At 73.2% G+C, this 20,433-nt stretch carries 16 protein-coding genes; 10 read left to right on the forward strand and 6 right to left on the reverse strand.

Annotated features, from left to right (window positions below):
* Positions 1-75: 75 nt before the first annotated feature.
* Together HN013_RS30600 and HN013_RS30605 are read right to left on the reverse strand one after the other, a co-directional pair.
* Positions 76-1,269, reverse strand: coding sequence for a tetratricopeptide repeat protein (locus HN013_RS30600; protein WP_212765018.1), 1,194 nt, complete (start codon positions 1,267-1,269; stop codon positions 76-78).
* An 80-nt stretch (positions 1,270-1,349) separates the two neighbouring features.
* Positions 1,350-2,534: a winged helix DNA-binding domain-containing protein gene (locus HN013_RS30605; RefSeq protein WP_171172019.1), complete on the reverse strand. Its 1,185-nt coding sequence runs from the start codon at positions 2,532-2,534 to the stop codon at positions 1,350-1,352.
* A gap of 397 nt (positions 2,535-2,931) precedes the next feature.
* Here HN013_RS30605 and HN013_RS30610 point away from each other — a divergent pair, with 397 nt between their 5' ends.
* The 3 genes from HN013_RS30610 to HN013_RS30620 all read left to right on the forward strand — a co-directional run bounded on the left by HN013_RS30610 (position 2,932) and on the right by HN013_RS30620 (position 8,256).
* Positions 2,932-4,659: a serine/threonine-protein kinase gene (locus tag HN013_RS30610; RefSeq protein ID WP_249375627.1), complete on the forward strand. Its 1,728-nt coding sequence runs from the start codon at positions 2,932-2,934 to the stop codon at positions 4,657-4,659.
* A 125-nt stretch (positions 4,660-4,784) separates the two neighbouring features.
* Positions 4,785-6,419, forward strand: coding sequence for a succinic semialdehyde dehydrogenase (locus HN013_RS30615; protein WP_171172023.1), 1,635 nt, complete (start codon positions 4,785-4,787; stop codon positions 6,417-6,419).
* Positions 6,420-6,480: 61 nt separating this feature from the next.
* Positions 6,481-8,256: a GMC family oxidoreductase gene (locus HN013_RS30620; protein ID WP_171172025.1), complete on the forward strand. Its 1,776-nt coding sequence runs from the start codon at positions 6,481-6,483 to the stop codon at positions 8,254-8,256.
* A 626-nt stretch (positions 8,257-8,882) separates the two neighbouring features.
* Here HN013_RS30620 and HN013_RS30625 read toward each other — a convergent pair.
* Complete coding sequence (locus tag HN013_RS30625) at positions 8,883-9,185, reverse strand: chorismate mutase (protein ID WP_171172027.1); 303 nt, start codon at positions 9,183-9,185, stop codon at positions 8,883-8,885.
* A 318-nt stretch (positions 9,186-9,503) separates the two neighbouring features.
* Between HN013_RS30625 and guaA the strand changes: the two genes are divergently transcribed.
* Together guaA and HN013_RS30635 are read left to right on the forward strand one after the other, a co-directional pair.
* The gene (guaA, locus tag HN013_RS30630) at positions 9,504-11,099 is read left to right on the forward strand and encodes a glutamine-hydrolyzing GMP synthase (RefSeq protein ID WP_171172029.1); all 1,596 of its coding nucleotides are present in this window, start codon (positions 9,504-9,506) and stop codon (positions 11,097-11,099) included.
* A 231-nt stretch (positions 11,100-11,330) separates the two neighbouring features.
* Positions 11,331-11,855 carry a DoxX family protein gene (locus tag HN013_RS30635; protein WP_171172031.1) on the forward strand — a complete coding sequence of 175 codons (525 nt, stop codon included), beginning with the start codon at positions 11,331-11,333 and terminating at the stop codon, positions 11,853-11,855.
* Here the strand turns inward: HN013_RS30635 and HN013_RS30640 are convergent.
* Both HN013_RS30640 and HN013_RS30645 read right to left on the reverse strand, forming a co-directional pair.
* On the reverse strand, positions 11,848-12,099 hold the full coding sequence (locus HN013_RS30640) for a hypothetical protein (RefSeq protein ID WP_171172033.1): 252 nt from the start codon (positions 12,097-12,099) through the stop codon (positions 11,848-11,850). The two genes, HN013_RS30635 and HN013_RS30640, sit on opposite strands and share 8 nt — an antisense overlap.
* Positions 12,086-13,411: a PspC domain-containing protein gene (locus tag HN013_RS30645; RefSeq protein ID WP_171172035.1), complete on the reverse strand. Its 1,326-nt coding sequence runs from the start codon at positions 13,409-13,411 to the stop codon at positions 12,086-12,088. The genes HN013_RS30640 and HN013_RS30645 overlap by 14 nt, the downstream gene beginning before the upstream one ends.
* 237 nt (positions 13,412-13,648) lie before the next feature.
* On the opposite strand from HN013_RS30645, the gene HN013_RS30650 reads away from it, so the two are divergent.
* From HN013_RS30650 to HN013_RS30665, 4 genes are all read left to right on the forward strand, one after another.
* Positions 13,649-15,229 carry a serine/threonine-protein kinase gene (locus tag HN013_RS30650; protein WP_249375629.1) on the forward strand — a complete coding sequence of 527 codons (1,581 nt, stop codon included), beginning with the start codon at positions 13,649-13,651 and terminating at the stop codon, positions 15,227-15,229.
* A 193-nt stretch (positions 15,230-15,422) separates the two neighbouring features.
* Positions 15,423-16,733 carry an ATP-binding protein gene (locus HN013_RS30655; RefSeq protein ID WP_171172037.1) on the forward strand — a complete coding sequence of 437 codons (1,311 nt, stop codon included), beginning with the start codon at positions 15,423-15,425 and terminating at the stop codon, positions 16,731-16,733.
* Positions 16,730-17,422 (forward strand): response regulator transcription factor, encoded by a 693-nt coding sequence (locus tag HN013_RS30660; RefSeq protein ID WP_171172039.1) that lies wholly within the window; start codon positions 16,730-16,732, stop codon positions 17,420-17,422. The genes HN013_RS30655 and HN013_RS30660 overlap by 4 nt, the downstream gene beginning before the upstream one ends.
* A gap of 129 nt (positions 17,423-17,551) precedes the next feature.
* A complete protein-coding gene (locus tag HN013_RS30665; protein WP_171172041.1) occupies positions 17,552-18,670 on the forward strand; it encodes an esterase family protein in 1,119 nt (372 codons plus the stop codon).
* Positions 18,671-18,682: 12 nt separating this feature from the next.
* Here the strand turns inward: HN013_RS30665 and HN013_RS30670 are convergent, their stop codons facing one another.
* Positions 18,683-19,747, reverse strand: a complete 1,065-nt coding sequence (locus tag HN013_RS30670) for a C40 family peptidase (protein ID WP_171172043.1) — start codon at positions 19,745-19,747, stop codon at positions 18,683-18,685.
* A gap of 313 nt (positions 19,748-20,060) precedes the next feature.
* Between HN013_RS30670 and HN013_RS30675 the strand changes: the two genes are divergently transcribed.
* On the forward strand, positions 20,061-20,414 hold the full coding sequence (locus HN013_RS30675) for a hypothetical protein (RefSeq protein WP_171172045.1): 354 nt from the start codon (positions 20,061-20,063) through the stop codon (positions 20,412-20,414).
* The last annotated feature ends 19 nt before the right edge of the window (positions 20,415-20,433 follow it).

The raw sequence follows: 20,433 nt of genomic DNA on the forward strand, positions 1-20,433 counted from the left end.
GCAGCCCGGCGCGGGCCGTGGGGACGGGAGCCCCGGGCGCACGCCCCCGTCGGTGCGCCGGGCTCCCGCGCGCGGTCACCCGCAGGGCCGCCGCAGTGGCACGGGCGGCGCCGGCCCCAGCGTCGTCGTCCCGGGCGCGGCCCGGTGCCCGAGCCCCGTGCGGTACGCGTTGAGCGCCGCGTCCGTGCACCCGGTCCGCCGCAGCAGGTCGCCCAGCAGCCGGCACAGGTCGGCCAGGTCACCGGCCGCCCCGGTGCGCTCCAGCAGCGACAGGGCGGCGCAGTAGTGCTCCTCCGCCGCCTCGGTGTCCCCCCGGTTCTCGGCCATCATGCCGAGCAGCCGGTGCGCCCCGCCCGCGTGCACCGCGCCCCGCTCGGCCCCCAGGGCGGACGGCGACAGCAGTGGGGTCAGTAACCCGGCCGCCTCCTCGGCCCGTCCGCGCCGCCGCAGCACGTCCGCGAGCTCCACCTCGACCTGCGCGGTGAACAGCGGTGCGTGCTGGGCGGCCAGCATCCCCCGGGCCGTGCGCAGTTCGCGTTCCGCGCCGACCAGGTCGCCGTCCTGGGCGTGGACGTAGCCGCGCGTCCAGTGACAGTGCGCCAGTCCGGTGCGGATCCCCAGGTCCCGGCACAGCTCCTGTGCCGTGGTCAGCGACGCGGCGGCCTCGGCGAACCGGCCCTCGACGACGAGCGTCCGGGCCACCCCCCGGTGGGCGCTCGCCACCAGCACCGGATCGTCGACCTGCGCCACGAGCGCCAGCGCCAGCTCCGCGGCGCGCGCCGCCCGCGCGTGCGCCCCCATGTCCATGTACGGTGCGATGGCCGTCGTCCAGAGCGCCAGCAGGGCTTCCGGGTCCCGCTGACCGGAGACGTCCAGTTCGTCCAGCGCGGCCTCCAGCAGGTAGCAGCAGTACCGCAGTTCCCCGGCCAGCAGATGCGCGGTCGCCCGCCCCCGCAGGGCCGGCACCCGGCGCGGCAGCGGTTCGTCCGCGAGCAGCAGCTCCGCCTCCGCGAAGTGGTCGCGCGCGTCCGTCAGTTCCCCGGTCTCCAGGGCGCAGTCCCCCAGGCCGGCGAGCGCCGTCGCCTGTTCGCCGACGAGGCGCAGTCCGGCGGCCTCCTCCTGCAGTACGAGGAAGAGTGCGGCGGCGGCGCCGGCCGCTCCGGAGTGCAAGGCGCGCCGGGCCTCGACGAGGCGCGGAGCGATGTCGTCCGGCCCTTGGGCCGGCATCCATTTCGTACTGTTCTCGGCCACTTCAACCCCCCGGTACATGACGCCGTCGTCCAGGTGGCGGGTTGCGTCCGCACAGGGTCATCCATGCCCGGAACGGGAGGGCCGCACAGCGATCCGCCTCATTCCGCCAACTCTCGTTCCAGCGGGGTGCGGAAGCGGGGCGTCACCCGTACCCCACCGACCCAGGCGGCCAGTCGTTCCGCCTCCGTGCCGATGGCGGCGACCGCCTCCCGGCCCACGTCGGTGAGCAGCCGCCACACCACCTCGCCGTCCGCGCGCTGCGTCCAGCCGCCCACGACGCGGCCGTTCCACCAGACGGTGGGCCCGGCGTTGCCGACGCGGTCGAAGAGGGCGGGGACGTGGTCGGGGGAGAGGTACCAGTCGCGGTGGCGCCAGCCCATCGTGGTGGGGTCGAGGCCGGGCAGCAGGGCGGCCCACGGCTCGTCCGGGGGCACGTCCTCGTCCGGCTGGTGGGGGAGCGCGCGTCCGGGTCCGGCCGTCAGTTCGACGTCGACGGCGCCCGCGTCGGCGAGCGCCGTCCGGGTGTCGCCGAGCGACCAGCCGGTCCACCACTTCAGGTCCGTCTCGGTCGCGGGCCCGAACGAGTCGAGCCAGCGGCGGGCCAGTTCGGCCTTCGCCTCCCGCACGGGAAGCTCCGGCAGCTGCTCCACGGCCGCCCAGGGGAACAGGCTGCTCGTCCACGAACCGCGCGGCCGGCCGCGGCGGATGTGGCCGTCGGAGGCCAGCAGCCGCAGGACCCGGCTGCCGACGCTCTGCCGGGCGGCGTAGGGCTTGTCCGGGGACATCACGATCGACTCCCGCAGCGCGGGCACGTCCTTGTTGAGCTCCGCCGTCGTCGCCTCGCCGCGGACGGCCAGCGCGTCCAGGGCGGCCCGCTCGGCCGCGGCCAGCCGCTCCTCGTCCCAGTGCGTCCCCTCCTCGGTGTTCTCCCGCAGGTGCTTCAACAACTGTTTGCGTTCGCGGGCGGTGATGGCCCTCGCGGTGGACGAGTCGACGTACGGGGCGAGTCCGGTGGTCACGGCGAAGAGCGTGCGCCGCATGGACAGCAGCTTCACCAGCGTGACGTCCTCGTACAGGGCCCTGTCCACCTCCTGCGCGGACGGCTCCGTCAGCCGGGCGCACGCCGAGAGGTACACGGTCGCCGGGTCCGTCGCGTGCAGTCCCACCAGGGCGTCGGCGACCTCCTCGGCCGAGCCGGCCCGGTGCGCGGGCGCGAGGAGGTGCCGCCGCCCGAGGCGGGCGCGGCGCTGGTCGTCGGTGATGCGGGGGCGGGGGCTGCTCATGGCCGCAGCGTAGGGGAGGTATAGGTCGGATCCTGACCTACTTTGGCCCGGGGTTCCGGGGGGCCGGGACGGGGTTGGGCTCGGGGGCGCGACTCAGGAGGGCGGGCGGCTCGGGGTCGCGGCTCAGGGGAATCCCCGAGGGAGGTTCCGGGACGTATCAGGGCCGGCCCCGGCGGTCCGGGCGTCCGGGCCGGGAAGACTCGGGGCAGTGAGGTGTCGGGACAGTGAGGCGTCGGGGCGGGCAGCTTTTCGGAGCGGGGAGGCGGGGCGGTCATGAGGGGGCCAGGAGCGGCGGGCGTGTTCTCCGCGGATGTGTGGGACGGGTTCTCGGGGCCGTACGGGCCCCGGCCACCGGGGCCGCACCCGTGCGGCGACCACGTGGGGCAAGATGTTGCCCATGGGGAGTTTCGCTGCACACGACGGCGTGATCGCGGGACGCTATCGGCTGGGGCGGCGGATCGGGCGCGGTGGCATGGGCACCGTCTGGCGCGCCACCGACGAGCTGCTGGGCCGCGAGGTGGCCGTCAAGGAGCTGCACACGGACGACGCCGCGTCCGCCGGTGCCGCCCAGTCGTACCAGGACCGCACCTTGCGCGAGGCCCGTACGGTGGCCCTCATCAAGCACCCGAACGTGATCGTGCTGCACGACATCGTGGAGCAGGACGGCCGGCCGTGGATCGTCATGGAGCTGGTGGACGGCCGGTCGCTGTCCGACCGGCTGGCGGCGGACGGAACGGTGGACCCGCGCGAGGCGGCCCGGATCGGGATCGCGATGCTGGGCGCCCTGCGCGCGGCGCACGAGCGGGGTGTCCTGCACCGGGACATCAAACCGGCGAACGTCCTCCTGGAGTCGGCCACGGGCCGCGTGGTGCTGACGGACTTCGGCATCGCCCAGGTGTCGGGCGCCACGACGATCACCGAGACCGGGGCGTTCGTCGGATCGCCCGAGTACACCGCTCCCGAGCGGATGGCGGGCGGCCAGGCGGGTCCCGAGTCGGACCTGTGGTCGCTGGGGGTGCTGCTGTGCACGGTCCTCAGCGGCGAATCGCCGTTCCACCGCGACTCCCTGGGCGGCATCCTGCACGCGGTGGTCTACGACGAGATCCGGCCCCCGACGGCGGCCGGGCCGCTGCTGCCGGTCGTCCGGGGCCTGCTCGAACGCGCCCCCGACCGGCGGATGGGCGCGGACGAGGCGGAGCGGCTGCTGCGCGCCTACCTGGAGACCGGCCGCACCCCGGCCGCGGCGGTGCACTACTCGCCCACGCAGCGCAGCGTCCCCACCCCGACGCCCGTGCCGTCGCCCCCGCCGGCACCGTCCTCGCCGGAGCCGACCCCCACGGGGGTGCCCGGAACCCCGCCCGCGGCGATCGTCCCGCCGCCGGCGCCGTCCGGCGCGCAGAACCGCACGGTCCGGGTCCGTACGGCCCTGCTGGCCGGCGTGGCCCTGGTCACCCTGGCCGGTCTGGGCGCGGGGGTGACAGCCCTGCTTATGCTCAGGGACGACGAGAAGCGGGACGACAAGTCCGTGCACGCGGTGCCCAGCAGCGAGAGCGGCCGTCCGTCCGCCGCGCGGGTCACCGGTACGCCCCGGCCCTCCGACCGGGCCTCGGCCTCCCGGCTGCCCACGGTCTCCGCGACCCCGCCGCCGGCCACCGCGGAGGTCAAGGCGCCGGAGGGCTACCACACCGTCAAGGACCCCGCGGGCTTCACCCTGGCCGTTCCCGACGGCTACACCCGCTCCTTCGAGCCGCCGCGCGTCTTCTACTACTCGCCCGGCAAGGAGTTCCGGATCGGCGTGCTGATCTCGGACCCCAAGGAGGAGGGCCCGATCGGCGTCATGCGCAACTCCGCGTCCCAGGCCCCGGACCGCTATCCGGGCTACCGGGACGGCCGGGTGTCGCGCACCACGCACAAGGGGAACCAGGCCGCCTCCTGGGAGTTCACCTGGAACGGCTTCGAGGACTCGGCGGGCGCGCGCCACACCGACGACATCTGCTGGAACGAGGGCGGCAAGATGTACGACGTGTGGGTGTCGGCCCCGGCCGCCAAGTCGGCCGAGGGACGCCGTCAGTTCGACACCGTGCTGGAGAGCTTCGCCCGGACGCGGCCGGTCTCCGGGCGCTGACGGCGCAGGTGGGCGGCCGGAGGCCCGCCATTGCGCCACCAAACACTGGCGTGATTGTGGATGACCGGCGAAAACAAGCTACTTGCGGGTACCCAAAGGTCGCGCCCCCGCCTACGCTCGCCCTCATGACGGACTCGCGGCACAGCTCAGCAGTGGCGACAGAGGCCCCGGCGGCACCCGGGGGCAACCCCGCCGCCCCGGCCAAGGACACCCGGACGGCGGCCGACGTGGTCACCCCGGAGCTCGTCGCCCGCCTCACCCGCGGTGTGACCGGATCCGGGACCACCACCAGCCACACGCCGTTCACCGAGGAGGAGCTGGCCCGGCTCCCGGAGTCGACCCCCGAGGACGTCGCGACGGCCTTCGCACGGGCACGCGAAGCACAGCGCCGGTGGGCGGAGACGCCGGTCCGCCGCCGCGCGGACGTGCTGCTGCGCTTCCACGACCTGCTGCTCGGCCGCCAGTCCGAGGTGCTGGACCTCATCCAGCTGGAGACCGGCAAGGCCCGTCTGCACGCGCACGAGGAGATCCAGGCCGTCGCCGTCGCCGCCCGCCACTACGGCCGGAGCGCCGCCTCCTACCTGCGCCCCAAGGCGCACATGGGGGTGCTGCCCCTCCTCACCAAGGTCACCGAACTGCGCCGCCCGCGGGGCGTGGTGGGCCAGATATCCCCGTGGAACTACCCGCTGGAACTGTCCGTCGGCGACGCCCTCCCGGCGTTCGTCGCGGGCAACGCGGTGGTGATGAAGCCGGACACCGAGACCGCGCTCACCGCCCTGTGGGCCCGCGAGCTGCTGATCGAGGCGGGTCTGCCCGAAGCGGTCTGGCAGGTGGTCCTCGGTGAGGGGCCGGTCGTCGGCCCGGAGGTCGTCGCCCACGCCGACTACGTCACCTTCACCGGCTCCACCCGCACCGGCCGCGACGTCGCACAGCGCGCCGCCGCCCGCCTCGTCGGCTCCTCGCTCGAACTCGGCGGCAAGAACGCCATGCTGGTCCTGCGCGACGCGGACGTGGAGAAGGCCGCGGCGGGCGCGGTCCGCGGCTGCTTCTCGTCCGCCGGACAGCTGTGCATATCCATCGAGCGGCTGTACGTCCACACCTCGGTCGCCGACGCCTTCCTGGAGCGCTTCACCGCCCGCACCCGGGCCATGCGGCTCGGCGCCTCCCTCTCCTACGGCGCCGACATGGGCTCGCTCACCTCCCGGCGGCAGCTGGAGACGGTCGTCCGGCATGTGGAGGAGGCCGTCGCCAAGGGCGCCACCGTCCTCGCCGGCGGCCGCCCCCGGCCGGACATCGGCCCCCTCTTCCACGAGCCCACCGTCCTGGAGGGCGTCGAGGCCCCGATGGCCGTGTGCGCCGAGGAGACCTTCGGCCCGGTGGTGTCGGTGTACCGCTTCGACGACGAGGACGAGGCCGTCGGCCTCGCCAACGCCACGTCGTACGGCCTCAACGCCAGCGTCTGGACCAGGGACGGGCGCCGCGGCCGGGAGATCGCCGGCCGGCTGCGGGCGGGCACGGTCAACGTCAACGAGGCGTACGCGGCCGCCTACGGCAGCGCCACGGCGCCCATGGGCGGCATGGGCGAATCGGGGATCGGCCGCCGCCACGGCTCCGAGGGCATCCTCAAGTACACCGAGGCCCAGACCGTCGCCCACCAGCGCCTGCTGCCGCTCGCACCGTCCCTCGGCCTGGACGACGCCGCGTACACCCGGCTGATGACCGGCGGACTGCGGGCGCTGAAGGCCCTGCGCCTGCGCTGACCCGCCCCGCCCCCGCCCCGAACCACCCCGCACCATCCCGGACACACCTACGGAGGTACTGGTGGCAGAGTTCGACTACGACGTCCTCGTCGTGGGCTCCGGCTTCGGCGGCGCGGTCTCGGCCCTCCGGCTGTCGGAGAAGGGCTACCGCGTCGGCGTGCTGGAGGCCGGCCGGCGCTTCACCCGCGCCACCCTCCCCAGGAACTCCTGGGACCTGCGCAACTTCCTGTGGGCACCGGCCCTCGGCCTCTACGGCATCCAGCGCATCCATGTGCTCGGCCATGTGATGGTCCTGGCGGGCGCAGGCGTCGGCGGCGGCTCGCTCAACTACGGCAACATCCACTACGTCCCCCCGCCCTCGTACTTCACCGACCCGCAGTGGGCCGACATCACCGACTGGCAGCAGGAGCTGGAGCCGTACTACGAGCAGGCGCGGCGCATGCTCGGTGTACGCCTCAACCCGACGACGACGCCGTCGGATGTCCACCTCAAGGCCGCCGCGGAGCGGATGGGTTTCGGCCATACCTTCCACACCGCGCCGGTGGCCGTCTTCTTCGGCGACGGACAGGACGGCGAGGGCAACCGACGGGTCGCGCCGGGAACCGAGGTGCCCGACCCGTACTTCGGCGGCACCGGTCCCGCCCGTACCGCCTGTATCGAGTGCGGCGAGTGCCTGACCGGCTGCCGGCACGGCGCGAAGAACACCCTCAACGAGAACTACCTGCACCTCGCCGAGCGGGCCGGCGCCGTGATCCACCCGCTGACCAAGGTCATGGCGGTGAGCGAACTCCGCGACGGCGGCTGCCGCGTGGTCACCGTCCCCACCGACCGGCGGCGCGACGCCCGCCCCCGCGTGCTGCACGCGGAGCACGTGGTGATCGCCGCCGGCACGTACGGCACCCAGACGCTGCTGCACACCATGCGGGACCGCGGTCTGCTCCCCCGACTCTCGCCCCGCCTGGGCCACTTGACCAGGACGAACTCCGAAGCCGTCTTCGGCGCACAGGCCGACGACCGTCGCTACCGCAAAGTCCACGGGTCCGGCGTGGACTTCACCCGCGGCGTGGCCATCACCTCGTCGGTGCACCCCAACGAGAACACGCACATCCAGCCCGTCCGTTACGGCAAGGGCTCCAACGCCATGGGGTTCCTGTCCATCCCGCTGGTCCCGATCGGCGGCAGGGCCCCCCGCGTCCTGGCCTTCGCCGCGTCCTGCGCGCGCCACCCGGCGGTCCTGCTGCGGTCGTTCTCCAAGCGGCGCTGGTCCGAGCGGAGCATCATCGGGCTGGTGATGCAGTCGGTCGACAACTCCCTGACCACGTACCGCCGGAAGCGCGGCCCCGGCAAGGGGCTGCTCACCGCGCGGCAGGGGCACGGCGCACCCAGCCCGGTGCAGATCCCCGAGGCGGCGGAGGCGGCCACCAGGGTCGCCGAGGAGATCAACGGGTTCGCGGGCGGCAATGTGGGCGAGCTCATGGGCAGGGCGCTCACGGCGCACTTCCTGGGCGGCTGTGCGATCGGTTCCGCCCCGGACCGGGGTGTCCTCGACCCGTACCACCGGGTGTACGGCCACCCCTCGATCTCGGTCGTGGACGGCTCCGCGGTGACCTCGAACCTCGGCGTCAATCCGTCGCTCACCATCACGGCCCAGGCCGAGCGCGCCATGTCCTTCTGGCCCAACAAGGGGGAGACCGACCCCAGACCGGAGCAGGGGAGGCCGTACGAGCGCGTGGCCGCCGTGGAACCGCGCCGTCCGGTGGTGCCCAAGGACGCGTTCGGGGCGCTGAAGCTGCCCTTCCTGCCGGTGCCGCCGGTGCCCCGCGCGCCCCGCGAGTGAGCGGGAGCCGCCAAGTCCGGCCGGTCGCCGAGGAGTCGACGGCAGGCCAAGGGCCCCGGACCGTCTACGCGGGGGCGTGCGGACGGCCACGGGGCCCTTGACTGCCGGCACCGTGATCAGGGCGGTTCGGTGCCGCGGAACGGCGCCGGGGGGAGCGCCGCTGGTCCTCGGGTGGTGCGTGATGGTCTTCCGGTGGTTCGACCAATGGCGGTACGGTGCAAAGGCTTTGGTGCCCTCTTCGCATCGTGGGGTATGAACCCGGTCGGACGCAACCGTCCAGAGCGGACACGGTCGGTTCCGGGCGTCCCCGAAACCGACCGTTCCTTGGTGGCGGCCGGACTGCTGTCCCCTGCCGACCGGCCGCCGTACCACCGGAATGAGGTCCCACGACGCGCGTCGATGCGCGTCTCACACTCCGGTGGATCCGCCCTGTCGTTGCCGGGCGCCCAGGTGAACAGGGGCGGAGACCACGCGTGGATTCAGGTGGGCCGCTCCTGGCTGGTGCGGACACCGAATCCAACGAAGGCGGTCCGGACGCGGTCACGCGCCGTACGGGTGACGGGACGGGCGGCGGGTTTCCGCCGCGCGGCCGCCTCCGAAGGCCGCGCCCGTTCGCCGTGCGGCCCTCAGACACGGCCCCGGCACAGGTCCAGCAGGGTCATCGCGAGCACCGTGCCGTTCTTGCCCAGCCGGTCGCTGTAGTGGGTGAGGATCTCCATCTCGCGGGAGAGGCTGACGCGCCGCCCGCCGGAGGCGATGCGCTCGCGTTGGATCTCCTCCGAGACGGCCATCCGCTCCTGGACGAGCGCGATGATCCGGGCGTCGAGGCCGTCGATCCGCTCCCGGGCACCGGTGATCAGCCGGGCGGCCTCGTCGGTGCGGGCGCCGGTGTCGGCGGTGGCGGGAATGACGGTCGTGGCGTTGCTCATGGTTCTGTCTCCTGGATCCCGGTCGGGGCCCGGTACCGCCGAGGTCTCCGGAGAACGACAGAGCGCCCCGGGCCTTGGCCGGCCCGGGGCGCTCTGTGGAAGTGCTTGTCAGTTCAAGCAGCACGACCATGGCAGCCGGACGGGCCGGTGCCATAGGTAAAGACGAAGGTCGAGTGCTTGCGCATGGCGGACAGTATGGCCCTCGGGGGGTGCCGGAGCCAACCGCATTCGGATGGTGAGACAAAAGCGGCCACCCCCGTCCCGGTAGAATCGACAAATAGAGACCCCCCACCCCCGACCGCCGGAAGGGCCGCTCCCGTGTCAGCAGCACCACCTCCCGCCGCCCACGACCACACCGCGGAGCCGGTCCTCGTTGTCGACTTCGGCGCGCAGTATGCCCAGCTCATCGCCCGTCGCGTCCGTGAGGCCCGGGTCTACAGCGAGATCGTCCCGTCCACCATGCCGGTGGCCGAGATGCTCGCCAGGAAGCCGAAGGCGATCATCCTCTCCGGCGGGCCGTCGTCCGTCTACGAAGAGGGTGCCCCCACCCTCGACCGTGCCCTGTTCGAGGCCGGGGTCCCCGTCTTCGGCATGTGCTACGGCTTCCAGCTGATGGCCACGACCCTCGGCGGCACGGTCGACAACACCGGCGCCCGCGAGTACGGCCGCACGCCGCTGGCCGTCTCCAAGCCCTCCTCGACCCTGTTCGAGGGCACCCCCGCCGAGCAGCCGGTGTGGATGTCGCACGGCGACGCCTGTTCCGCCGCCCCCGAGGGCTTCACCGTCACCGCGTCCACGGACGTCGTGCCGGTCGCGGCCTTCGAGAACGACGAGAAGAAGCTCTACGGCGTGCAGTACCACCCCGAGGTGATGCACTCCACCCACGGCCAGCAGGTCCTGGAGCACTTCCTCTACCGCGGCGCCGGCATCGAGCCGACCTGGACCACGGGCAACGTGATCGAGGAGCAGGTCGCGGCCATCCGTGAGCAGGTGGGCACCAAGCGCGCCATCTGCGGTCTGTCCGGCGGCGTGGACTCCGCGGTCGCCGCGGCCCTCGTCCAGAAGGCCATCGGCTCCCAGCTCACCTGCGTCTACGTGGACCACGGCCTGATGCGCCAGGGCGAGACCGAGCAGGTCGAGAAGGACTTCGTCGCCGCCACCGGCGTCCAGCTCAAGGTCGTGGACGCGCAGGAGCGCTTCCTGTCCGCCCTCGCCGGTGTCTCCGACCCGGAGGAGAAGCGGAAGATCATCGGCCGGGAGTTCATCCGGGTCTTCGAGCAGGCCCAGGCCGAGATCGTGGCCGAGGCGCCCAACGACCAGCCCGTCCAGTTCCTGGTCCAGGGCACGCTCTACCCCGACGTCGTCGAGTCCGGCGGCGGCACGGGCACCGCCAACATCAAGTCCCACCACAACGTGGGCGGCCTCCCCGAGGACCTGGAGTTCGAGCTCGTCGAGCCGCTGCGCCAGCTGTTCAAGGACGAGGTCCGCATGGTCGGCCAGGAGCTGGGCCTCCCCGAGGAGATCGTCCAGCGCCAGCCGTTCCCGGGCCCCGGCCTCGGCATCCGCATCGTGGGCGAGGTCACCAAGGAGCGCCTGGACCTGCTGCGCGAGGCCGACGCCATCGCCCGCGAGGAGCTGACCGCCGCCGGCCTCGACCGGGAGATCTGGCAGTGCCCGGTCGTCCTGCTGGCCGACGTCCGCTCCGTCGGCGTCCAGGGCGACGGCCGTACGTACGGCCACCCCATCGTGCTCCGCCCGGTCTCCTCCGAGGACGCGATGACGGCCGACTGGTCGCGCCTGCCGTACGAGGTACTGGCGAAGATCTCGACCCGCATCACCAACGAGGTGCGGGACGTCAACCGCGTCGTCCTCGACGTGACGAGCAAGCCGCCGGGGACGATCGAGTGGGAGTGACCGCTTCCTGAGCCCCGCTTCCTGGGCCCCGGGCCCTGAGGCCCGCCCGCGCCGTTCTCCGTCCACAGCTGTGGACGGAGAACGGCGCGGTTTTTCGTGCCCTGTTCCGGGTGGGCGCACCGCTCCGCGCCGCCTTGATGATGCGTAGGGTCGGATGGCGTACGACGCGTGATCGGGGCGCGGGCGGACAGCCGTTGCCCGCGCCGGGAAACGAGAGGAGCGGTGGACGGCATGACATTCCTGGGACGAGGGGAACCGACGGGCGGCGGCACGGGGCGGCGTCCGTCGGCCTCCCGGTACGCACTGCTGCCCCTGCGTCTCTTCCTCGGGGTCACCTTCGTCTACGCGGGGCTCGACAAGCTCACCGACGCCGGATTCCTGGCGAGCGAGGGGCCGGGCTCCCTCGGGGAGTTGATGCGCCAGTGCCGGGACAGCGCCGCCGCCCCCTGGCTCGTCGACCTGGGGCTGCGGAGCCCGGTCGGTTTCGGCTGGGCGATCGGCCTGGGGGAGCTGGCCGTGGGAGCCGCGACGCTGCTCGGACTGTTCGCCCGGGTGGCGGCGGCCGGGGGCGCGCTGATCTCGCTGTGCCTGTGGCTGACGGTCAGCTGGTCCGCGACGCCCTACTACTACGGCAACGACCTCGTGTACCTGATGGCCTGGCTGCCGCTGGTCATCGCGGGCGCGCCCGTCCTCTCGGCGGACGCGGTACGGCCCCGCCGCCGGGGGCGCGCGCGGCGCGGCGCCCTGTTCACCTGAGGGCGTCCGGCGGGGTGGTTCGCCGCTCCTCGGCCCGCCGGCGCCCGCGGGCCCGGTGCCGGCGGACGAGGAAGCCGAGGAAGGAGACGGCTCCGGCGAGGCAGAGGCCCCCGACCAGGGTGGGAAGCAGCACGAACGCGGGGAAGCGCCACCGGCCGGCCGCCGCCGCGAGGTAGGCCAGCCCGCCGCCCAGCAGGACCAGCCCCAAGATGAGCTTGCCGGGTTCGAACTCATGGCGCCGCACGGGTCACCTCCACTTCACCGATGGCGGTCTTGAGGTGCAGCTCCAGGGTGCCGCGCGACAGGTGCCCCGGTGGCGGAGCCACGGTCACGTGCTTCTTCTGCCGGGGTTTGACGTCCACGTCGTCGCGCCCGTCCTGGGGCAGCTTGATGTATCCGATCCCGACCTCGACGGTCAGGTCCGCCGTGACGTCCTCCGGGATGACGACGACCAGCCGGCCGGCACCCGCCTCGGCGCTCGTCACGACCGGCCGCGTGCCGGTCCGCCAGGGCAGGGCCGTCAGGTCGAGGGTGCCCTCCCCGGTACCGACCTCGTACGCGGGCCGGAGCTCCGCCGCGTTCACCGGACGCCAGGTCTCCCGGCGCCACTCCGTGGTGACCGACTTGGGCAGGGCGGCCGCCCCCGTCAGCAGCAGCCCGGTCAGCACCGCCATGGTGATCGTGGCGCCGCCGGTGCGCCCGTAGCGGGAGCTGACGGCGATGCCCAGCCCGTAGACGGCCAGCGCGCACCCCAGGCCTATCTCCAGCGAAGTGCCCAGAGGGTGGCTGTTCCACGTCGGCCCCGTGCCGGCCGCGAAGGCCACGAGAGCCGCGAGGGATGTCCAGCCGGCGAGCTGCCGGCTGTCCCGCTCCCGCACCCGGCGCGCCGCGCGTTCCTTCGCGGGGGCGTACGCCTCGTACGGGCTGTCGTCCGGACCCCACAGATAGCCGGGGTGGTGGTGCGGTGTGGCCCCGGGGCCGAGCTGGACTACCGGGTCCCGCCACCAGGACTGGACGACCAACGGCGGAGGGGCCTGCGTCTCGGGCGGCGCGTCCATGGTTTTCTGCGCCTTGACCTGCTTCGGCGCGCCCCGCACGGCGGCCGGCTCCTCATCGGCGTCCGGGACCCGCCGCTTCTGCGACCAGTAGGCCGTGCCCACGAGCACCACGGTGAGCATCAGTGAGAAGGACATGGCGCCGCTGTTGTTGAGCATGGACAGGAACAGTCCGCAGCCCACCAGCGCGCACAGCACCGCCGTCAGCGCCGGGCCGTCCACCCGGCCCGACAGCATCCGGCGGCCCTCGTTCTCCTCCTCGCCCTCAAGGGGAATCAGCAGCCACGCGAAGCCGTACACGATCAGGCCGAGGCCACCGGTGGCCGCCAGGACCCCCAGGGCCACCCTGAAGATCACCGGATCCAGGTCGAAGAAGCGGCCCAGGCCTCCGCACACACCGGAGATCACCTTGTGGTCGCGGCTGCGCCGCAGCGGTGGCCTCGGGGCGGCGGGTGGCGCGTCCCCGTGCTGCGGGCTCTCGGCGGACGGTGCGTCGGTCATGGGCCCATGGTGTCAACCGCGACCGGCGAGCGGCATCCGTGGTGACCCTGGCCGTTCCCTGAGATCGCCCCTGAGATCGGGGCGGCTAGGGTGGCGCATCGAACAGACAGTCGTCATCCGGAGGGGCGCACGGTGTCCGAGTCACTGTCCGGTGCGCCGGCCGGCATGTCCGGTCCGGTGTCCGGCGGCCTGCTCGCCGGCCGGTACCGGCTGCTCGAACGCATCGGCCGCGGCGGCATGGGCACTGTCTGGCGCGCCGAGGACGAGCTGCTGGGGCGCCAGGTGGCCGTCAAGCAACTGCACGCCTCCCGAGGGCTGGACGAGGAGGAGCTCGCCACCCTGTACGAGCGGACCCGTCGGGAGGCGCGCAGCGCGGCGCGGATCAGCCATCCCAACGTGGTCGTCGTCCACGACGTGGTCGAGGACGACGGGATGCCGTGCATCGTGATGGAGCACGTCCCGTCGAAGACCCTCGGCGACGTCCTCAAGCAAGGGCCCCTCGCGCCCGAGGAGGCCGCCCGGATCGGCCGCGGCATGATCGCCGCGCTGCGGGCGGCGCACGCGGCCGATGTGCTGCACCGCGACGTCAAACCCGGCAACGTCCTGCTCGGCGACGACGGCCGCGTCGTCCTCACCGACTTCGGCATCGCGCACCTGGCCGGCAACTCCACCCTCACCAAGACCGGCGAGATGGTCGGTTCGATCGACTACATCGCGCCCGAGCGCGTCCGGGGCGCCCGCCCGGGGCCGGCCTCCGACCTGTGGGCGCTGGGCGCCACCCTGTACGAGGCGGTCGAGGGCCGGACGCCGTTCCAGCGGCCCACGCCCGTCGAGACCGCGTACGCCATCGCCGTGGATCCGCTGGAGCCCCCGCTGCGGGCCGGCCCGCTGACCCGGCTGATCGAGACGCTGCTGGCCAGGGACCCCGAACTGCGGCCCCCGGCCGAGCTGGTCGAACAGATCCTGCGCGAGCCCGCGGCCGAGCCGCGGACCGGCCGGTTCCCGGCACCGGAGACCGCCGCTCCCGCGCCGCGGTCCGAGGCCGTCACCGCCCCCGTGCTCCCGCCGGACCACGGCCCGGTCGCGGGCCCGGCCGTCCCGCCCCCGGCCCCCGCACCGCTCCCCACCGTCCCCACCGCCGTCGGTCCGCCCGCGGCCGTCCCCGCGGCCCGGCCGGCGCCGGAGCGGCCCGGCGGCGGCCGGCGGAACCGTGCCGTCCGGTGGGGCGCGGTGGCGGCCGTGCTGGGCGTCCTGGTGGCGGCCGGGACGTACCTGCTCCTCCCGGACGACGGGGAGGGCGAGGACCCCACGCCTCCGGCGCCGCGGCGGAGTTCCGCCCCGGTCACGCCGTCGCCGTCCTCGCCGCCGCCCGTGCCGCCCGGCTACCACCTGGTGACCGAGAAGCGCCTCGGAGTCGCCTTCCCGGTGCCGGACGGCTGGACCCGGAGGGAGAAGTCGGCCGTCGAGGTGGACTACATCGACCCCACCGGCCTCGTCGACCTCAAGGTCAACGTTCTGGACCTGGCGAGCCCCGACCACCTCAAGCACTGGGAGGAGGTCGAGCGGCAGGTCAGGACCAAGGTCGACGGCTACCGGCGGCTCCGCATGCAGGCCACGGCCTACCGGGGCGACCCGGCCGCGGTCTGGGAGTTCGCGTTCAAGGGCCGCGTCCGCGAGTACCGCGCCATCGACCTGGGCTTCGGCCGCGCGGGCGGCGACGAGTACGCCGTCTACCTGTCCGCGCCCGCGGCCCGGTGGGACCGCCACCGCCCGGTCTTCGACGCCGTCCGGGACGGGTTCCGCGTCATCCGGCAGTGATCGCCGTCCGGCATGGGCCCGGTGTCCGGCATGGGCCGGTGTCCGGTGGTGAGTGCGGTCCGGTGGCGAGCGGCGTCCAGGGTGAACGGCGTCCCGAACCGGCCCGGGACGGGTGCCGGGTAGGGGACGGATAGGGGTCCGGTCAGGGACGACCCCGATACCGCGGCCGCCCCCGACATGTGACGATCGAGCCATGACCGGCGCATCGACGACGCAACCCCGGGCCGGCGGTGCCTACGCGCCCGCCGCCACCGACACGGTCCCCCTGCGCAAGCTCTACCGCAGCGCCGAGGGACGGATGCTCGGCGGCGTCGCGCGCGGGCTCGCCGGCCATCTGGGCGTGCCCGTCTCCTGGGTGCGGCTGGTCTTCCTCGCCCTGCTCATGGCGCAGGGCATCGGCGCCCTGCTCTACGCGGTGTTCTGGTTCGTCGTGCCGCTCGGCGTCGGCGGCGTGGAGGCACCGCGGGCGGCGGACAGCGAGGTCGCGCCGGACGGGCGCAGGCACCTGTTCGCGCGCAAGCCCGACCGCGGTCAGGTCTTCGCGCTCATCGCCCTCATCGTGGGGGCCGCGATCCTCATCGACCGCCTCCACCTGGGCCGCGCCAACGTCTACGTCTGGCCGCTGGTGCTGATCGGCGCGGGCGTCGCCCTCGTCTGGCGGCAGGCGGACAACGCCCGGCGCGCCCACTGGATGGAGGTCAGCCGGCGCAAGCGGGTGCTGCCCCTCGCCCGCGGCGCGGCGGGCGTCCTGCTGGTCGGCGCCGGAGTGACCGGCATAGTCGTCCTCCAGGGCTCCGCCGAGCACTTGGGCACCGTGCTGCAGGCGTCGCTCGCCGTCCTGGTCGGCATAGCGCTGCTGGCAGGCCCCTCGGTCGTGCGCATGACGCAGGACCTCTCCGCCGAGCGGACCATGCGCATCCGCGCCCAGGAACGGGCCGAGGTCGCCGCCCACGTCCACGACTCCGTCCTGCACACGCTCACCCTGATACAGCGCAACGCCGATGACGCCCGGGAGGTGGCCCGCCTGGCCCGCGCCCAGGAACGGGAGCTGCGGGCCTGGCTCTACAACCCCGAGGGCCACGGCAAGGACGAGTCGGAGGAGCCCGAGACCCTGGCCGACGCCGTCCGCGCCGCCGCCGCCGAGGTCGAGGACTACCACGGGGTGCCCATAGAGGTCGTCGTGGTCGGCGATTGCCCGCTCGACGAACGGCTGCGGGCGCAGATGCAGGCGGCGCGCGAGGCCATGGTCAACGCCGCCAAGTACGGTGGCCAGGGCGGCGCCGTCCAGGTGTACGCCGAGGTCGAGGGGCGTACGGTCTTCGTCTCGGTGCGCGACAGGGGGCCCGGCTTCGACGTGGACGCGGTGCCCGACGACCGGATGGGCGTCCGCGAGTCGATCATCGGCAGAATGCAGCGCAACGGGGGCACGGCGCGCCTGCGTTCCGTTCCCGACGGGGGGACGGAAGTGGAGCTGGAGATGGAGAGGGCGGAACAGACGTCATGACGAACGGGACGACGACCGAACCGACGGATCGCCGGGTACGGGTGGTGCTGGTGGACGACCACCGGATGTTCCGCACCGGAGTGCAGGCGGAGATCGGTGCCACCGACCGGACGGGAGTGGAGGTCGTCGGCGAGGCGGCGGAGGTCGACCAGGCCGTCTCCGTCATCACCGCGACCCGGCCCGAGGTCGTCCTGCTGGACGTCCATCTGCCCGGCGGCGGCGGGGTGGAGGTGCTGCGCCGCTGCGCCCCGCTGATGTCCGCGTCCGAGGCGCCGGTCCGCTTCCTCGCGCTGTCCGTCTCCGACGCCGCCGAGGACGTCATCGGGGTCATCCGGGGCGGCGCCCGGGGCTATGTGACCAAGACGATCACGGGGACCGATCTGATCGACGCGATCTTCCGGGTCCGGGACGGCGACGCCGTGTTCTCCCCGCGGCTGGCCGGCTTCGTCCTCGACGCCTTCGCCTCGACGGACGCGCCGCCCGTCGACGAGGACCTGGACCGCCTCACGCAGCGTGAGCGCGAGGTCCTGCGGCTGATCGCGCGCGGCTATGCCTACAAGGAGATCGCCAAGCAGCTGTTCATCTCGGTGAAGACCGTGGAATCCCACGTCTCCGCCGTGCTGCGCAAGCTCCAACTGTCCAACCGCCATGAGCTGACCCGTTGGGCGGCGGCCCGGCGCCTGGTGTGAGAGATGGCACCTTCTGTCCCAGAAGGGAACCATAGTCACATTAGAACCATCTGCTGAGGGTGAATGGCTCTCACGAGGAAGGGCCGGGGTCCACCGGGCCTGACTTCGGAAACGAGAGCCGCTGACTCGATGAGCTTGATGGGTACGCCCTTTTTCGTGACCACGATCGTCCTGGTCGTGGTGGCACTCCTGCTGCCGCTGTTGCTGTGGAGCAGGATCCCGGGCCCGCGGATCATCCGGTACGTGGCGCGACTGGTCATGCTGCTCTTCGCCCAGGCCGCCGCGATCACCATGGTCTTCGTGGTGGTCAACAACGCCAACGCGCTGTACGACGACTGGGACGACCTCCTCGGCACCGGCAACCACGTCACCTCGGCCGCCAACCTGGGAGCGGACGGCACCGGCGGCAAGAAGATGAAGGACCTGCCGAAGGTCATCCAGAAGTTCAAGGACGTCTCCGACTCGCGCATGGGGGACGGCGTCCGGCAGACGCAGCTCAAGGGCGCCGTCTCGGGCGTGAACGGCGAGGTCTACGTCTGGACCCCGCCCCAGTACGACGACCCCAGGTACAAGAACAAGAAGTTCCCCGTGGTGGAGGTGCTGCCCGGCTTCCCCGGCTCGGCGAAGGCGTGGTTCGGCACCCTGAAGGTCAACGAGCAGCTCAAGCCCATGATGGAGCGGGGCGAGATACAGCCCTTCATCATCGTCGCGCCCCGCACCACCCTCCTCGGCGGCAAGGTCGACACCGGCTGCGCCAACACCCCCGGCACGATCAACGCCGACACCTGGCTCAGCTTCGACGTCCGCAAGATGGTCCTGGACAACTTCCGCGTCAGCGACAAGCCCGAGGCGTGGGGCGTCGCCGGGTACTCGGCGGGCGCGCACTGCGCCGCCAAGCTGACGATCGCCCATCCCGACCGCTTCCACGCGGGGGTGAGCCTCTCCGGCTACAACGACCCCGCCGGTGTCGGCGCCTCGCTCACGGCGAAGACCCTCGAACTCCGCCGCGCGAACAACCCGCTGAAGATGCTCAAGCGGGCCAAGACGCCGCCGCCCGTGGCGCTGTTCTTCTCGGGCAGCGAGCGCGACGGCTACCGGGCCGGCGCGGACATCCAGAAGGCCGCGAAGCTGCCGACCACCGTGCAGGTCAAGGAGATCCCGGCCGACGCCGGCGGCCACAACACCGCCGTCTGGAAGGAACAGGTCCCCGAGGTCTTCCGGTGGCTCACCAGGCAGCTGACGGCCTGACCCGCCGCGGGGTCACGCGGGCCGCGTCGCACCGGCGAACGGCATCGAGTCCACGGGCGCGACGCTGACCGCCGCCCCCGGATGCGGGGCGTGGATCATCTTCCCGCCGCCGACGTAGAGGCCGACGTGGCTGACGCCGGAGTAGAAGAACACCAGGTCGCCCGGGGCCAGCCGGGATCTGGCGATCCGGTGCCCGGAGTTGATCTGGGTGTAGGTGGTGCGCGGCAGCGAGACGCCGGCCGCGCGCCAGGCCGCCTGGGTCAGCCCCGAACAGTCGTAGCCGGCGGGGCCGGTGGCCCCCCAGACGTAGGGCTTGCCGAGCGCCCGGTAGGCGAAGGCCACCGCCTCGGCGGCGCGGGCCGTCGGGGCGTGCCCGGCGGGTGCCGTCACCGTGCGCGCCGCGGACGCCACCGAGCGCCCGGCCGTGTGGACGGCGCCCGTGACCTGCCCGTCGTCCACGGTGCGGGCGGCGGAGGGCAGCGTGCGGAGCAGATCCCGGGCCGCGGCCAGCTTGGCCTCGACGGTGCGGCGGTGGCGGGCCAGCGCCTCCTGCTCCGCTTCCAGCTCGCGCAGCTTGGTCTCGGCCGTGGTCCGCACCTGCCGCACCTGCCGCACCTCCTCCCGCACCCGGGACACCTCGGACGCCTCCCTGGCCCCGGTGCGCTCGGCCATCGACGCCCGGTCCAGGAAGTGCCGGGGCGAGGACGAGAGCAGCAGCCGCACGGAGGAGGGGATGCCTCCGGTGCGGTACTGGGCGGCGGCGTACGAGCCGAGTGAGTCGCGGGCGGCGTTGAGCCGCTCGGTCCGGCGCGCGGCGTCGTCCTGGAGGCCGTCGAGCACGGCCCGGGCCCGGTCGGTCCGTTCCTTCACCCCGTTGTACTGCTCCGTCGCCGCTTCGGCCTGCCGGTAGTAGCGCGAGACCTGTGCCCTCACCTCGTCCGGGGTCCGCTGGGGCGCCGCGTGACCGGTGCCGTCCAGTGCGGTGGCGGTGGCGGCGCCCGCCAGGGCGAGGCCGGCCGCCGTCCGGGCGGTACCGCCGAGGAGCGGGTGGTGCTTGGGCTTTCGGTGCGACGCCACTGTGGCCGTCACTTCCTTCCTGTCCGGGGGCAGGCGGGGGACAGTCCGGCGGTGGCCCGCACGAGGGGGGAGCGCGGACCACCGCCGTTCTGGGGCAGGACGCTAAACCGCGCTGTCTCCCGGTAACGCACATGGCGGTTAATGACCGGAACCGGCGGTGAATCGACTGGCGCGGACCGCGATCCCCTCGGCCCTGCGGAGAGATCCGGCCCGGGCCTGATCGAATCAATGATCTTTGCCCGGTTAAGGGCGAGTTGGTGGTATGGACCCCGATATACAAGGAGCCGGGGGCATACGGTTGGAGTCGGCCCTCATGGACCTCCTCATTCACGCCATGATCGGCCCGCCCATCGTCGGCATCACCGCCCTGCTCGGCGGCTGCCCGGCCCAGAGGAAGGCCATGGGCAAGGGGGAGGCCCGGATGGTCCCCGCCATGCTGCACGGCGCCCTGACCATGCTGGTCACCGGCATGGCACTGGCCGGTCCGCACCGCGCCGAGGGCCACACGGTCAACACCTTCAAGATCGGCTTGAAACTGGCCCTGCCGATGGTGGTCCTCGCCCTCGTGTACGTACAGCGCGACGAGGAGAAGGTGAACGCGCCGGTCCTCGGCACGGTCGGGGCGCTGACCACGGCCGACATCTTCATCACCGTCCTCCGGACGTGACCCGCGCCACGGCGCTTCC

The sequence above is a fragment of the Streptomyces sp. I05A-00742 genome (genome assembly GCF_013055795.1).
In the GTDB taxonomy this organism is placed as follows: Bacteria; Actinomycetota; Actinomycetes; order Streptomycetales; family Streptomycetaceae; genus Streptomyces.

What these genes read in the sequence shown, in the direction of transcription:
- HN013_RS30610 (WP_249375627.1), top strand. Translation starts at nt 2,932, where the DNA reads ATGGGGAGTTTCGCTGCACACGACGGCGTGATCGCGGGACGCTATCGG.
- HN013_RS30625 (WP_171172027.1), bottom strand. Translation starts at nt 9,185, where the DNA reads ATGAGCAACGCCACGACCGTCATTCCCGCCACCGCCGACACCGGCGCC.
- HN013_RS30675 (WP_171172045.1), top strand. Translation starts at nt 20,061, where the DNA reads ATGGACCTCCTCATTCACGCCATGATCGGCCCGCCCATCGTCGGCATC.
- HN013_RS30605 (WP_171172019.1), bottom strand. Translation starts at nt 2,534, where the DNA reads ATGAGCAGCCCCCGCCCCCGCATCACCGACGACCAGCGCCGCGCCCGC.
- HN013_RS30665 (WP_171172041.1), top strand. Translation starts at nt 17,552, where the DNA reads ATGAGCTTGATGGGTACGCCCTTTTTCGTGACCACGATCGTCCTGGTC.
- HN013_RS30650 (WP_249375629.1), top strand. Translation starts at nt 13,649, where the DNA reads ATGGGCACTGTCTGGCGCGCCGAGGACGAGCTGCTGGGGCGCCAGGTG.
- HN013_RS30645 (WP_171172035.1), bottom strand. Translation starts at nt 13,411, where the DNA reads ATGACCGACGCACCGTCCGCCGAGAGCCCGCAGCACGGGGACGCGCCA.
- HN013_RS30660 (WP_171172039.1), top strand. Translation starts at nt 16,730, where the DNA reads ATGACGAACGGGACGACGACCGAACCGACGGATCGCCGGGTACGGGTG.
- HN013_RS30655 (WP_171172037.1), top strand. Translation starts at nt 15,423, where the DNA reads ATGACCGGCGCATCGACGACGCAACCCCGGGCCGGCGGTGCCTACGCG.
- HN013_RS30615 (WP_171172023.1), top strand. Translation starts at nt 4,785, where the DNA reads ATGACGGACTCGCGGCACAGCTCAGCAGTGGCGACAGAGGCCCCGGCG.
- HN013_RS30600 (WP_212765018.1), bottom strand. Translation starts at nt 1,269, where the DNA reads ATGTACCGGGGGGTTGAAGTGGCCGAGAACAGTACGAAATGGATGCCG.
- HN013_RS30635 (WP_171172031.1), top strand. Translation starts at nt 11,331, where the DNA reads ATGACATTCCTGGGACGAGGGGAACCGACGGGCGGCGGCACGGGGCGG.